At 65.7% G+C, this 14,717-nt stretch carries 11 protein-coding genes; 4 read left to right on the top strand and 7 right to left on the bottom strand.

Annotated elements, in window-relative coordinates; all coding sequences use genetic code 11:
- Positions 1-27 precede the first annotated feature (27 nt).
- Entirely contained in the window at positions 28-1,041 is a 1,014-nt protein-coding gene (locus FGK64_RS08795) for a hypothetical protein (RefSeq protein ID WP_138863442.1), read from the top strand.
- Positions 1,042-1,048: 7 nt separating this feature from the next.
- On the opposite strand, the gene FGK64_RS08790 is transcribed toward FGK64_RS08795, so the two are convergent.
- The 6 genes from FGK64_RS08790 to FGK64_RS08765 all read right to left on the bottom strand — a co-directional run bounded on the left by FGK64_RS08790 (position 1,049) and on the right by FGK64_RS08765 (position 7,186).
- A complete protein-coding gene (locus FGK64_RS08790) occupies positions 1,049-2,242 on the bottom strand; it encodes an SPOR domain-containing protein (protein ID WP_138863441.1) in 1,194 nt (397 codons plus the stop codon).
- A 105-nt stretch (positions 2,243-2,347) separates the two neighbouring features.
- Complete coding sequence (upp, locus tag FGK64_RS08785) at positions 2,348-2,980, bottom strand: uracil phosphoribosyltransferase (protein ID WP_138863440.1); 633 nt, start codon at positions 2,978-2,980, stop codon at positions 2,348-2,350.
- Between the two features lie 90 nt (positions 2,981-3,070).
- On the bottom strand, positions 3,071-4,282 hold the full coding sequence (locus tag FGK64_RS08780; protein ID WP_138863439.1) for a phosphopentomutase: 1,212 nt from the start codon (positions 4,280-4,282) through the stop codon (positions 3,071-3,073).
- Positions 4,282-5,586, bottom strand: coding sequence for a thymidine phosphorylase (locus tag FGK64_RS08775; RefSeq protein ID WP_138863438.1), 1,305 nt, complete (start codon positions 5,584-5,586; stop codon positions 4,282-4,284). The genes FGK64_RS08780 and FGK64_RS08775 overlap by 1 nt, the downstream gene beginning before the upstream one ends.
- Before the next feature lie 4 nt (positions 5,587-5,590).
- Positions 5,591-5,989, bottom strand: coding sequence for a cytidine deaminase (locus tag FGK64_RS08770; protein WP_138863437.1), 399 nt, complete (start codon positions 5,987-5,989; stop codon positions 5,591-5,593).
- A gap of 108 nt (positions 5,990-6,097) precedes the next feature.
- Positions 6,098-7,186: a cupin domain-containing protein gene (locus FGK64_RS08765; RefSeq protein WP_138863436.1), complete on the bottom strand. Its 1,089-nt coding sequence runs from the start codon at positions 7,184-7,186 to the stop codon at positions 6,098-6,100.
- A 151-nt stretch (positions 7,187-7,337) separates the two neighbouring features.
- On the opposite strand from FGK64_RS08765, the gene FGK64_RS08760 reads away from it, so the two are divergent.
- The 3 genes from FGK64_RS08760 (at position 7,338) to FGK64_RS08750 (ending at position 13,353) form a co-directional block, all read left to right on the top strand.
- Entirely contained in the window at positions 7,338-9,611 is a 2,274-nt protein-coding gene (locus FGK64_RS08760; RefSeq protein WP_138863435.1) for an NADP-dependent malic enzyme, read from the top strand.
- 340 nt (positions 9,612-9,951) lie between these two features.
- Complete coding sequence (locus tag FGK64_RS08755; RefSeq protein ID WP_138863434.1) at positions 9,952-11,844, top strand: propionyl-CoA synthetase; 1,893 nt, start codon at positions 9,952-9,954, stop codon at positions 11,842-11,844.
- A 78-nt stretch (positions 11,845-11,922) separates the two neighbouring features.
- Positions 11,923-13,353, top strand: a complete 1,431-nt coding sequence (locus FGK64_RS08750) for an amidase family protein (RefSeq protein ID WP_138863433.1) — start codon at positions 11,923-11,925, stop codon at positions 13,351-13,353.
- A gap of 442 nt (positions 13,354-13,795) precedes the next feature.
- On the opposite strand, the gene FGK64_RS08745 is transcribed toward FGK64_RS08750, so the two are convergent.
- Complete coding sequence (locus FGK64_RS08745; RefSeq protein WP_138863432.1) at positions 13,796-14,557, bottom strand: NAD kinase; 762 nt, start codon at positions 14,555-14,557, stop codon at positions 13,796-13,798.
- Between the last annotated feature and the right edge of the window lie 160 nt (positions 14,558-14,717).

Raw genomic sequence — 14,717 nt, 5'->3', positions numbered from 1 at the left:
GGCGCAGGCAGGGCAGACCCGGGCGGGATGACGGCATTCAGGGAATACGAGCGGCTCGAAGCGACGGGCCTGTGGCGCGCGACGCCCGAGGCGCAGCGCCGCGAGGTGCTTGTTTCGGTTGGCGAGGCGACGCTCACGATTTCCGATTTCCAGGGCCGCGCGCTGACCCATTGGTCTCTGGCCGCGATCCGCCGCAAGAACCCGGGCCGGATGCCGGCCACCTATCACCCCGAGGGCGACCCCGGCGAGACGCTGGACCTTGACGAGAGAGAAGCCCAGATGATCGAGGCGATCGAACGGTTGCGCTCCGCCGTCGATCGGGCCCGCCCGCGCCCGGGGCGGCTGCGCTTTGTCGGCACTGCGGCCGTTGCGCTGATCCTGACGGCGCTGGCGGTGTTCTGGCTGCCCGGCGCGATGGAGCGTCACGCGCTGAAGCTGGTGCCAGTGATCAAGCGGCAGGCGATTGGCGAGGCCCTGCTGACCCGGGTCGAGCGGGTGTCGGGCCGGGCCTGCCGAACCTCTGACAATGGCCCCGTGCTGGCGCGGCTGGCGCGCCGGATGGAAGTGCGCAAACTGGTTGTGCTACCCGGTGGTGTCCGCACCAGTCTGCACCTGCCCGGCGGGATCATCCTGCTGAACCGCGCGCTGTTCGAAGATTTCGAAGACCCCTCGGTGGTGGCGGGGTATATCGTGGCCGAAAAAACGCGCGCTGCGCTGCGCGACCCGCTCGGCGACGTGCTGAAACAAGGCGGGATCGCCGCCAGCTTTCGCCTGCTGACCACGGGCGATCTGAACCAGGCGATTCTGGATGGCTATGCTGAACGGGTGCTGGTTGCGCCACGCACTGCGCCGCCGCTGGATCGTCTGCTGGACGGGTTCGAAGCGGCGCTGGTGCCCTCGACCCCTTACGCCTATGCGCGTGACATCACCGGCGAATCCACCATCGGCCTGATCGAGGCTGACCCGCTGTCGGGCCAATCCCCCGCCCCGGTGCTGAAAGATCGCGACTGGGTGCTGCTGCAAAGCGTCTGCGGCGGTTGATCCCTGCTTAGGGCGTGCGCCGCAGCTGCGCGTTGCTGAACCCGGCGGCGCGCAATTGCCCCACTGCCGCGCTGGCCGTGGCTTGCGACGGGAACGGACCGGCCACTACCACCTGCAATGTCTCTCCCTTGTGACGCAGGGTGCCCAGCCGCAGCGTCATGCCTGTCTTGACCAGCGATTGCGCAGCAGTGCGCGCCTGCGCTTCGGCCCGGTAGACCGCCACCCTCACAAAGGCCTGCCCCGTCGAGGCCACAGGCTCCGATCGTGTCGACACGCGCGGTTGGGCAACTGTCGCGCGCGCCGGCGGCTCCCAAAACGGCGAATTGCCGTTACGCGCGTTGTTGGGGATGCGCCGGACGTGGCCGCGCGTGGGTTCCTGAATCAATTCGCGCGGAACGGTGCGGGTCCAGATCGCGTCGGTTGCGGCTTCGCCCTGCGCAGTGCGCGGGCCTCGGTTCGGGTTCAGCCGGTCATCGTCCCACGCGGGGCGGTATCCCTTGGGCACGCGTGGCACCGGCAAGGTGCCGCTTGGCGCGGCGGTGCGTTCGCCGCGATAGGGGTTCAACCGGTCGTCGTCCCACGACTTGCGATAGCCCTTAGGCACGGTGCCGCCCCGGGTGTTCTGGCGGTTTTCATAGATATGACGCGGCACAATGCGCGTGCTGGGGGCAAGGGCCGTCGCCGCCTGCGCTTGTCTGGGGGCGGGTGCAACCGGCTGAACGCGCACGGTCGTCGGCTGGGCTGGCTGGGCTCTCGGAGCCGTGCGCACAGGCGCGGGCCGGGCAATCACAGTCGGCTCCGGCGCGGCAGAGGGTGTGCGCGGTGCGGGTGCAGGCGTGGCCGCCGGGCGCGCGGGCGTTGCTGTGGCTTGCCCCGGTGTCAGCGTGATTTCCACCGCATCGGGTGGCGCTGGCCGCGCCGGGGCAGACCCGGCCCGCGCCAGCTGATCCGGCGACAGCGAGGGCACCTGCCCGCACAGCAGCTTGCGCTGGCGCGTGACACGCGGCACCCAAGTGACGCTGCCGTCGATCCCCGCACGGATATAGACACAGCCCTTGCTGTCGACGTACTGCTTGCCGGTGTAGGACGCCGGAGGAAATTCCGCCGGAGGCCCTGCATCCCGCAGCGTCTGCGCGGTGACAGGGGCGCCGAAAGCCCACCCCAAACCAAGTATGATCGCAATAATTCTTGTTACTCTCATGACTGGCCCCACAAGATATTGCGGTGCAGTCTGCCGGGTCTTGCCTGAGTCGTAAAGCACGGCGGCGGAAAAAACTCCGCCGCCAGCGGCTTGGCGCCACCTCGGCTACTTGGTGCCGAACATCCGGTCACCCGCGTCGCCAAGCCCCGGCATGATATAGCCATGATCGTTCAGGCCCCGATCTACCGCCGCCGTCACGATGGGCACATCTGGGTGCGCCTCTTTCATGCGGGCGATGCCTTCGGGCGCGGCCAATAGGCACAAAAAGCGGATGTCGCGCGCGCCGGATTGCTTCAGCAAGTCGATTGCGGCAGCCGAGGAATTGCCGGTGGCCAGCATCGGATCCACGGCAATCACCAGCCGGTCCTCCATCGCCTCGGGCACCTTGTAGTAATATTGGACCGGTTGCAGGGTTTCCTCGTCGCGGTACAGCCCCACGAACCCGACCCGGGCCGAGGGGATCAGCTCCAGCGCGCCGTCCAGCATCCCGTTCCCGGCCCGCAGGATCGACACCAGCGCCAGTTTCTTGCCCGCCAGCGTGGGGGCGTCCATCACCTCCATCGGGGTGTCGATGGGTTTGGTGGTCATCGGCAGCTCGCGGGTGATTTCATACAGCAGAAGCTGGGTGATTTCGCGCAGAAGCTGACGAAAAACAGCCGTGGGCGTGGCCTTGTCCCGCATCAGGGTCAGCTTGTGCTGGACAAGCGGATGGGCGACTTCGGTCAGGTGATCGGTCATGGGCGGCCTCGGGCTATGATGCGGATGGTGACCCTTTTCCGACAGCCGCGCGGGATTCACAAGCGCCTGCACCCGCGAAAGCGGCGCGGCTTACAGAAAGCTGCGCCCCGGCCCCGTGGCCTGCGCGCCCAGATGCGCGGCGATGCTGACCGCCACATCTGTGAAGGCTACCGTACCCAGCGGCCCGCCGCCCTGCCCCGCAACCAGCACCGGCACCGCCTCTCGCGTGTGGTCGGTGCCACTCCAGCTGGGGTCGTTGCCGTGGTCGGCGGTCAGGATCATCATGTCTCCGTCGCGCAGATTTTCCAGTATGGGCGCGATGCCTGCGTCAAAGGTTTCCAGCGCGCGGGCATAGCCCGATACATCGCGGCGGTGACCGTACAGGCTGTCGAATTCCACGAAATTGGCGAAGGTCAGGCTGTGATCGGCGGCACTCTCGACCAGATCCGCAAGGTGGCGCATCAGCGTGGCGTCATCGCCTTTGCGCACGTCGTCGATGCCCTGCATCGAGAAAATGTCGCCGATCTTGCCCACGCCATGCACATGTCCGCCCGCTGCCTGCACCCAATCCGTCAGGATCGGCCCCGGCGGCGCGATGGCGAAATCGCGACGGTTGGTGGTACGGGTGAACCCGGCCTCGGGCGTGCCGACAAAGGGGCGCGCGATCACGCGCCCGACCTTCATCGCGTGCAAGGTGGGGGCAATGGCGCGGCAGAGGTCCAGCAACCGGTCCAGCCCGAATGTGTCCTCATGCGCGGCGATCTGAAACACGCTGTCGGCCGAGGTATAGCAGATCGGCCAGCCGGCTTGCATGTGCTCGGCGCCAAGGCGCGCCAGAATCTCGGTGCCCGAGGCGTGGCAATTGCCAAGAATGCCGTCGGTTCCGGCCAACTCGGCCACGCGGGCGGACAGATCGGGTGGAAAGGACGGGGTGTCGTTCGGAAAGTAGTGCCACTCCCAAGGCACCGGCAGCCCGGCCAACTCCCAGTGGCCCGAAGGCGTGTCCTTACCCGGGCTGGTTTCAACCGCTGCCCCCCAGCGCCCCGTGCCATCGGGCGGCGGCAGCCCGCCATCCGTGCCGCTGGCCTGCTGCATCGCCGCACCAAGCCCCAGCGCCGCCAGCGCGGGCACCTGCAACGGCCCGTTGCGCCCCTGCTCGGCGCGCCCCTCGGCACAGGCCTGCGCGATGTGGCCCAGCGTGTTCGCGCCCGTGTCGGGCCGGTCGCCATTGAAAAAACGGTCGGCATCCGGCGCACCGCCGATCCCGACGGAATCCATCACCACAAGGAAGGCGCGCGGCATCAGCCGATCCTTTCCAGCACAAGATCAGGCAGCTTCGGCGCGGTTTGCCCGATGGTATAGGCGCGGCGCACCTCGCCCTCGGCCCGGCGCGCGGCGTCTTCGCGGCTGGCATGGATCACCGCCAGCGGCGTGCCCTTCTGCACCTTTTCGCCCAGCCCCAGAACGCGCGACAGGCCCACCGCCGGATCGACCGTATCGCTTTCCACCTGCCGCCCCCCGCCAAGGCCCACGACCGTCAGGCCCAGCGCCTCACCGTCGATCGCGGTGATATAGCCTGTTTCGGTCGCGGTGACCTCGTGCATCACCGTCGCCTCGGGCAGGAAGCGCGCCCAGTTGTCGACAAAGCCCAGCGGCCCGCCCTGCGCGGCCAGCATCCGGCCAAAGCGTTCGGCGGCACGGCCATCGGCCAGCACGTCGAAGATCGCCTTTTTGCCCGCATCCGCCGTCTTGGCCAGACCGGCGGCGCACAGGGCCTCACCCCCAAGGATCGCGGTCAACCGCGCCAGAGGGCCGGTGCACGCCTCGGTCAACACGCGCATCACCTCGGCGATTTCCAGCGCGTTGCCCAGCGCGGGGGCCAAGGGCTGACTCATATCGCTGACTACGGCGCGGGTCGGGCAGCCGGCGGCCTGTGCAGTTTCGGTCAAGGCCTTGGCCAGCGCGCGCGCCTCTTCGGGGGTTTTCATGAAAGCACCCGAGCCGGTCTTGACGTCCAGCACCAGCGCATCGGGCGCTTCGGCCAGCTTCTTCGACAGGATCGAAGCGGTGATCAGATCAAGGCTTTCAACGGTCGCCGTCACATCGCGGATCGCATACAGCCGCTTGTCTGCCGGGGCGATTTCGCCCGTTGCGCCCACGATGGCGCAGCCAGCGCTGGCGACGACCTGTTGGAACCTGTCCTGCGGCAGCAGGGTCGCCACACCGGGGACGGATTCCAGCTTGTCCAGTGTGCCGCCTGTGTGCCCCAGCCCCCGGCCCGAGATCATTGGCACAAAGGCCCCGCACTCCGCCAGCGCAGGTGCCAGCAGGAACGACACCGCATCGCCCACGCCGCCGGTCGAATGCTTGTCGACCACCGGCCCGGGCAAGGACCACGACATGACCTTGCCGCTGTCGCGCATTGCGCGGGTCAGCGCGGCGCGCCCCTCGGTGCCCAGCTGGCCCATGCAGACCGCCATGGCAAAGGCGCCGGCCTGCGCATCGCTGACTCCGCCATCGGCCAGCCCCTGCGCGAACCAGCGCAGCTGATCCTCGCTTGGCACTTCGCCCTTGCGCAGGCGGGCAATGATTGCACGGGCATCCATCGCCTCAGAAGCCCGGCATATGGGCAGAGCCGAACGCCCCGGGCAGCAGATCGCCGATGGTCACGCCGCGTTCGTCCCCCGCCGTGGTCGAGAGCGTCACAGGCACCGCCGCCGCCCCGAATTCCGCAAGCTTCTGGCGGCAGCCTCCGCAAGGCGGCACCGGGTCGGGCGCATCGGCCACCACATAAACCTCTGTCAGGACAGTTTCGCCATCTGCAATCATGGCGGCAATCGCCCCCGCTTCGGCGCAGGTGCCTTCGGGATAGGCCACGTTTTCGACGTTGCAGCCTGCGTAAATCTTGCCCGATGCGCCCCGGATCGCGGCCCCCACCTTGAACCGCGAATAGGGTGCATAGGCGTTTTCGCGCACGGCCAGCGCGGCCCATTTCAGATCTTGCGTCATCTTTCCCCCGGCTGGTTGGTCTTCTGAGCACTCAGGTTGCCAGCCCCGCCCAAGGGGATGCAAGCAGAAGTTCGGCCGCGCGCGCCTGTCCCCGCGTCAGCCCCTGTGTCAGCCATCAAGCGTGGTGGTGAACACGCCGGGCAAGGCCACTTCGAGCAGTTCGAAGTCGTCGCTGGCCGCACCCAGCCTGGTGCGCAGGTTCGGCGGGATCGCATAGGCATCCCCGGCCACCAGCTGCGATGGCTCGCGGCCTTCGCTTTCGAGCGTGGCACGCCCCTGCATCACGAAACCGAACAGGATGTCGGTGTCGTGGCGCGCCCATTGCGGCGTGCCCTCGCCGGGGCGCACGACCTGAACCCCCGCGACGCCCTTGGTGTTATCGGCAATCGTGGTGTCGCGGCAGATGTAGCCGGGCAGCCGGAACGGCAGCCACTCGGCCCCCTTGGCCTGATTGAACACGAACCGCTGGCCCTGCCATTCCCGCTCGGGGCGCAGGTGCGGCGTGGGCAATTCCATCTCGTGGTCGATCTCGGTCACATGTTCGGCGGGCACGCCGATCTCGATCACCTCGACATTGTCCGAGGCTTCCAGCACCCGGTGCCGGATTTCCGGCGGCTGGATGAAACAATCGCCCGCAGTCAGCCGCATCTTGGGCCCCTGATCTTCGTAGACGACATCGACCCAGCCGCGATAGCAGAAGATCAGCTGAAACCCGACGCGGTGGAAATGCACCATGTCGGGCACCGGCCCGCCATCGGGGATGCGGATATGGCTGGCAATGATCGACCCGCCCAGCCGGTCGGGCAGCAGATCGCGGTACTGCATCCCCGCGCGGCCAATCACCCAGGGCGCCTGATCGGCCAGACGTCGCACGACAAAGGCGTGCTGGGTTTCGGGCATGGCCACGGGTGGGTTGCGATGGTCGATTTCCACTTTCGTGCCATTCGGCGCGACCAGCTGGCGCTTCCCATCGGCGAAACCGTCGGGATCGTCCGACAGAATACGGATGGTGCCCGGCGCTTCGGGTGCGTCGGCGTCGATCCGCAGGCGCAGGCCATGCCCCGAGAACACCGCGACTTTTGGGTCATCGGCGGGAAAAATCATATCCATCCGCATCCCCAGAATCTTGGTGTAAAACGGTATGTCATCCCGCAACTCAGAGGTGGGCAGACGGATCTCGGCGGTGACAACGCTCATGGTGGCCTCTTGCTTGGTCTTTCGCGGGCAAATCTGGCTGCAGATTTTGGCCTTGGCAACCCGCCCTCCGAGGCGGGCCGTTAAATCACCCGTTTGCCGCGCCGGAAAATTAGTTTAACGCTAAACAAAACAGTTGAGGAGCGCGCATACCGTGACTGACCAACCCAACCTGCGCCAGGCGGCGCTTGATTATCACGAGTTCCCGAAGCCCGGAAAACTGGAGATCCGCGCCACCAAACCCATGGCGAACGGGCGCGATCTGGCGCGCGCCTATTCCCCCGGAGTGGCCGAGGCCTGTCTGGAAATCCGCGACGACCCGACCACGGCGGCCCGCTATACCGCGCGCGGCAACCTTGTGGCGGTGGTGTCGAACGGAACCGCCGTTCTGGGCCTGGGCAACATCGGCGCGCTGGCCTCGAAACCGGTGATGGAAGGCAAGGCCGTCCTGTTCAAGAAATTCGCCAATATCGACTGTTTCGATATCGAGGTGGATGAAACCGACCCCGAGAAGCTGGCCGATATCGTCTGCGCGCTGGCGCCGACCTTTGGCGCGATCAACCTCGAAGACATCAAGGCCCCCGACTGCTTCATCGTTGAACAGCTGTGCCGCGAGCGGATGAACATCCCGGTATTCCACGACGACCAGCACGGCACCGCGATCGTGGTGGGTGCCGCCGCCAAGAACGCGCTGTTCGTGGCGCAGAAGGCGTTCGAGGACATCAAGATCGTGTCGACCGGGGGCGGTGCGGCGGGGATTGCCTGCCTCAACATGCTGATGAAGCTGGGCGTGCGGCGCGAAAACATCTGGCTGTGTGACATTCACGGGCTGGTCTATGAAGGCCGCGCCGAAGACATGAACCCGCAAAAGGCGGCCTTTGCCCAAGCGTCTGATCTGCGCAGCCTCGATCAGGTGATCGACGGGGCCGACCTGTTCCTTGGCCTGTCCGGCCCCAACGTCCTGACGCCCAAGATGGTGGCGCGCATGGCGGCGCGCCCGATCATTTTTGCGCTGGCGAACCCGACGCCGGAAATCCTGCCCGATGCGGCGCGCGCGGTGGCGCCTGATGCCATCATCGCCACGGGCCGCAGCGATTTTCCCAATCAAGTCAACAATGTGCTGTGCTTTCCCTTCATCTTTCGCGGCGCGCTGGATGTGGGCGCGACCGAGATCAACGATGAAATGGAACTGGCCTGCATCGACGGAATCGCGAACCTGGCCCGCGCCACCACCAGCGCCGAGGCGGCGGCGGCCTATAGTGGCGAACAGCTGACATTTGGCGCCGACTACCTGATCCCGAAACCTTTCGACCCGCGTCTGGTGGGGGTCGTGTCCTCCTCGGTCGCGCAGGCGGCGATGGACAGTGGCGTGGCGCTGCGCCCGATCCCGGATATGGCCGCCTATAAACAGAAGCTGAACCAGAGCGTGTTCAAATCCGCCCTGTTCATGCGCCCCGTGTTCGAGGCGGCCAAGGTCGCGTCGCGCCGGATCGTCTTTGCCGAGGGCGAAGATGAACGCGTGCTGCGCGCGGCGCAGGCGATTCTGGAGGAAACCACCGAACAGCCCATCCTGATCGGCCGCCCCGACGTGATCGAACAGCGCTGCAACCGGTTCGGCCTGATCCTGCGGCCCGGCGAGAACGTGCAGATCGTGAACCCGGAAAACGATCCGCGCTATTACGATTACTGGAATTCCTACCACGAGCTGATGCAGCGGCGCGGCGTGTCGCCCGACATTGCCAAGGCCGTGATGCGCACCAACACGACCGCCATCGGCGCGATCATGGTCCACCGGGGCGAGGCCGACAGCCTGATCTGCGGCACCTTCGGCGAATTCCGCTGGCATTTGAACTATGTCAGCCAGGTCTTGGGAACGGAGGCACTGCATCCGCAGGGCGCGCTGAGCCTGATGATCCTGGAAGACGGGCCGCTGTTCATTGCCGACACCCATGTGCATCAGCTGCCCAATCCCGAACAACTGGCTGAAATCGCCATCGGAGCGGCCCGCCACGTGCGCCGGTTCGGCATCGCGCCCAAGGTGGCGCTGTGTTCGCAATCGCAATTCGGCAATCAGGCGGAAGGCTCGGGCAAGCGCCTGCGCGGCGCGCTCGAGATCCTTGATTCCAGCCCCCGCGATTTCGTCTACGAAGGCGAAATGAACGTGGATACCGCGCTGGATGCGCAGCTACGCGCGCGGATCTTCCCGAATTCACGGATGGAGGGTGCGGCCAACGTGCTGGTCTTTGCCCATGCCGATGCCGCCAGCGGCGTGCGCAACATCCTGAAGATGCGCGCCGGCGGGCTTGAGGTGGGGCCGATCCTGATGGGGATGGGGAACAAGGCGCATATCGTGTCGCCGTCGATCACCACGCGGGGCTTGCTGAACATGGGGGCCATCGCGGGCACCCCTGTTGCGCATTACGGTTAGGCGCGATCCGTCACGAGGGAAACCGAGCCCCCCGTGACGGAAGGCCCTTGCTCTGGGGTTATTTCTTGACTGTCTTTTCGCCGGGTTTCGACGGTTTCGATTTCTTGTCGCCCATGGCAACAATCCTTTGACCACAGGGGGAAACACCGCGTTTCCTCCTGAATTAACACTTCCACCACGGGTCCGATTCCACTTGCACAAATTCGACGCGCGCGTCGCTTTCCGCCCGAGATCACGATCACGTTTAGCGCCAACCGTGACGCCTGACCGCAGGTGCCGATATTGCGAGGCCGCAAAACCCGCCCTATCACCGTATCAACGACGCGGAGGAGGATGAGGCGTGGGATACAAGGACGTATACGCAGGGTGGAAAGCCGACCCCGAAGGGTTCTGGACTGAAGCGGCCAAAGCCATCGAATGGGAAAAATTTCCGACCCGGGCGCTGAACGATGACAAGGCGCCGATCTATTCGTGGTTTGACGATGGTCTGGTGAACACCTGTTTCAACGCGGTCGACCGGCATGTGCGCGACGGCCGAGGCGATCAGAACGCCATCATCTACGACAGCCCGATCACCGGCACCAAATCGGCCATCACCTTTGCCCAATTGCAGGCAAAGGTCGCGCAGCTGGCCGGGGCGCTGAAGGCCAAAGGGATCGAAACCGGAGACCGCGTCATCATCTACATGCCCATGGTGCCCGAGGCGCTGGTGGCGATGCTGGCCTGCGCACGCATCGGGGCGATCCACTCGGTCGTCTTTGGCGGGTTTGCCGCGCATGAGCTGGCCGTGCGGATCGACGATTGCACCCCCAAGGCCATCATCGCGGCGTCCTGCGGGTTGGAACCGGGGCGCGTGGTGCATTACAAACCGCTGCTGGACGGGGCCATCGAACAGGCCACCCACAAGCCCGAGTTCTGCGTGATCTTTCAGCGCGATCAGGAGCGCGCCGAGCTGATCGAAGGCCGGGATTACGATTGGGACGCGGTGCAGGAGGGTGTGGCCCCGGCCGATTGCGTGCCCGTGCCGGGCAGCCACCCGGCCTATATCCTTTATACCTCGGGCACCACCGGCGCGCCCAAGGGCGTGGTGCGCGCCACCGGCGGGCATCTGGTGGCGCTGAACTGGTCCATGAAGAACATCTATAACGTCGATCCGGGCGATGTTTTCTGGGCGGCGTCGGACGTGGGTTGGGTCGTGGGGCATAGCTATATCGCCTATGGCCCGCTGATCCACGGCAACACCACCGTGGTGTTCGAGGGCAAGCCCGTGGGCACCCCCGATGCGGGCACCTTCTGGCGGGTGATTTCCGAACACAACGTGCGCAGCTTCTTCACCGCCCCCACCGCCATCCGCGCGGTGAAACGCGAAGATCCGAAAGGCGACAGCGTCAAACGCTATGACATCTCGTGCCTGCGCGCGCTGTACCTTGCCGGCGAACGCGCCGATCCCGATACCATCGAATGGGCGCAGAAGGTGCTGGGCAAGCCCGTCTACGATCACTGGTGGCAGACGGAAACCGGCTGGACCATCGCGGGCAACCCCGCCGGGCTCGAGGCGCTTCCGGTCAAGGTCGGCTCTCCCACCGTGCCGATGCCGGGCTATGACGTGCAAATCCTGGACGAAGCCGGGCACCCGATGAAACCGGGCGAGTTGGGCGCGATCGCGGTGAAACTGCCGCTGCCGCCGGGCACGCTGCCAACCCTGTGGAACGCCGAGGACCGGTTCCGCAAATCCTACCTCACCGCGTTCCCCGGTTATTATGAAACCGGCGATGCGGGCATGATCGACGAGGATGGATACCTGTATATCATGGCGCGTACCGATGACGTGATCAACGTCGCGGGGCACCGTCTGTCGACCGGCGCGATGGAAGAAGTGCTGGCCAGCCATCCCGACGTGGCCGAATGCGCGGTGATCGGCGTGGGCGACTCGTTGAAGGGGCAACTGCCCGTTGGTTTCGTGATCCTGACCAAGGGCGTGAACCGACCACATGGCGACATCACCGCCGAATGCGCCAAGCTGGTGCGCGATCAGATCGGCCCCGTGGCGGCGTTCAAGCTGTCGGTCGTGGTGGACCGCCTGCCCAAAACTCGCTCGGGCAAGATTTTGCGCGCCACCATGGTCAAGATTGCCGACAACGAGGACTTCAAGATGCCGGCGACCATCGACGATCCGGCAATCCTTGATGAAATTCGCGCCGCCTTGCAGACGATCGGATATGCCGGCGCCTGACTGCCCTAGCGGCAGGCGCATTCCGATGTGGCGTCTTTCCTGCTCCGGCCCTAGGGTCGGGGCAAGGAGACCCTGAACATGACAACTTCCCCCCTCTGGCAGCTGACAGCCACCGACCTTTCGACCCAATTGCAAAACGGTGACATCACCGCCGAGGCTGCCGTGCAATCCTCGGTCGATCGCATGGCTGCCGCCAATCCCGACCTGAACGCCGTCGTCGTCGATCTGTCGGCGCAGGCGCTGGACCGCGCCGTGGCGCTGGACAAGGCGCGGGCGGGCGGCGCGACTCCGGGGCCGCTGTTCGGGGTACCCGTGACAATCAAGATCAACATCGATCAGAAGGGCCAGGCCACCAGCAACGGCCTGCCCGCCCTGCGCGATTTGATCGCGCCCGAGGATGCGCCGCTGGTCGCCAACCTGCTGAACGCGGGCGCCGTGGTGATCGGGCGCACCAATACGCCGGAATTCTCGTTCCGCGCCGACACCGACAACCCGCTGCACGGGCGCACGCACAACCCGTGGGGGCGGCATGTGTCGGCGGGTGGTTCATCGGGCGGGGCCGGATCGGCGGTGATGGCCGGGATCGGCGCGCTGGCTCATGGCAATGACATCGGCGGCAGCCTGCGCTTTCCCGCCGCCGCAAATGGTGCGGTGACGGTGAAGCCGGGGCTGGGCCGCGTGCCCGCGTGGAACCCGGGGCAAAAATCTGAACGCGGGATGCTGTCGCAGGCGATGTCGGTGCAGGGGCTGATCACCCGCGCCGCCGAAGACCTGCATCTGGGGATGCCCAGCCTGATCGCGCCCGACGCGCGCGACCCGTTCCATGTGCCCCTTCCCTGGCGGATGGACCCGCTCGACGGGCCGGTGAAGGTGGGCTTTACCATGGAAACCTTTGGGTTCGACCTGCACCCCGAGGTGGAACAAGCCCTGCTGGCTGCCCGCGATGCGCTTTCTGATGCGGGATACGAGATCACCGAAATCGACCCTCCCGAATTGAAGGATTGCGCGATGGACGGCTATCGCGCGCTGATGGGCGAAACTCTGGGAATGCTGGGCAATGACATCCGCGCCGCCGGATCCGACACGGTGAACACGATTTTTGACGAATATTTCCGCCAGTTCCCCCCGTTCGAGGGCGGCGAGTTGCTGACCGTGATGGCGCGACGCACCCATTACGCGCGCGTCTGGAGCCTTCTGCTGAACGATTATCCGCTGGTGCTGACGCCCTTCCTGCCGCAGCCCTTCTTTGCCCCCGACCGCGACACCGAAGGCGCGGAAGGCGTGCGCGAGGTGCTGGGGTCGGCGCTGTGGTCCTATTCGATGAACTTCATGGGATTGCCGGCCGGGAATCTGCCAACGCGGCTGGCCGACCTGCCGCAGGGGCCGCAACCGATCAACGTGCAGATCGTCGGGCGGCGCTGGCGCGAAGACTTGATCGTGGACGCGATGCAAGCGGTTGAAGCGCGGCTTGGACGCATGTGCGATCCGCTGTGGAAGCGCATGGGCTGAGCCCCCGCCCAAACGAATTGCGGACGCAGGGTTGGGGCCCTGCGCCCGCAGATCGGGGAAACGATATGTTCACTTGTTACCATCACACTCTGGCCGGTCATCGGATCAGAGGGCTGAAAATGCAGCCTGGGCCCTTTGTCGCCTAATCGGCTGCAGGGGTAAGTGAAGCGCATTACACTAACGTGACGATCCTGACCTTTTTTCACAAAAAGCGCGCGGCGCGAGGCCCTGCCCCGCGCCCGCAACTTGGCGCGTCATCAACCTGAACCGGGTACTTGTTACCAAGGCGTCAGATGCCGCGTCAGCAGCCCTTGCGCGCATCCCCGGCAGGGAAACACAGGCCGTTTGACACCGATGAAACCTGTATGCCGTTGAATGAAGGGCGATTTACGACTGAAACGGGCCATTCCTGGGGCAGGCGGAAAAATCCGCCGCAGCGGCGCTAGTGGAACTGTTCCGAAATCAGCCGCTCTTCCAACCCATGGCCGGGATCAAACAGAATCCGGTGCGTGACCCGCGGGTCCGACCGGATTTCGACCCAGTCGATATCGGCGATGGAAATCGAATCGGCATCGGCCATCACCGGGCGCTTGTCGGCCTCGATCACGTCGAACCGTACATGCGCCGTGGTTGGCAAAAGGGCACCGCGCCAGCGCCGGGGCCGAAATGCCGCGATCGCCGTCAGTGCCAGGACATCGGCCCCGATTGGCAGGATCGGCCCATGCGCGGAATAGTTATAGGCCGTTGACCCGGCCGGAGTCGCCACCAGCGCCCCGTCGCAGACCAGTTCATCCAGTCGCACCCGCCCGTCGACCGAGATTCGCAGCTTGGCCGCCTGTGGCCCGGCCCGCAGCAGCGACACCTCGTTGATGGCCAGCGCCTGATGTCGCATCCCGGCCTGATCCATCGCCACCATGGTCAGCGGGTTGATCACCTCTTGCACGGCGGCGCGCAGCCGGTCCGGCAGATCGGATTCGCTGTATTCGTTCATCAGGAACCCGACGGTGCCCCGGTTCATGCCGTATACCGGTGCCGACAGCGCCTGCGTGGCATGCAGCGCGCGCAACATGAACCCGTCACCGCCCAGCGCCACGATGAACTCGGCCGCCTCCGGCGCGACATTGCCATATTGCCCGACCAGCGTGTCGAACGCCGCCCGGGCCGCAGCCGAGCGCCCGGCCATGAACGCGATCTTCAGATCCATGTAAAAAGTTTCCGACAGGGTGCAGTTGATCCCGAAACAATCATACCTTTCCCGCCAAGGCCAGAGTTGGTGCCGGACTTGGCGCATGGCACGCCTGAATCGTCGCTAATGCACTTTATCCCTGCCGGGGTTTGCTCTAGGACACGTGCCAGCATCCCGC

The organism is Arenibacterium halophilum (assembly GCF_005938225.1).
Taxonomy (GTDB): Bacteria; Pseudomonadota; Alphaproteobacteria; order Rhodobacterales; family Rhodobacteraceae; genus Arenibacterium; species Arenibacterium halophilum.
Note: the sequence above shows the minus strand (reverse complement) of the source record. Positions and strands in the feature narration are given on the sequence as shown.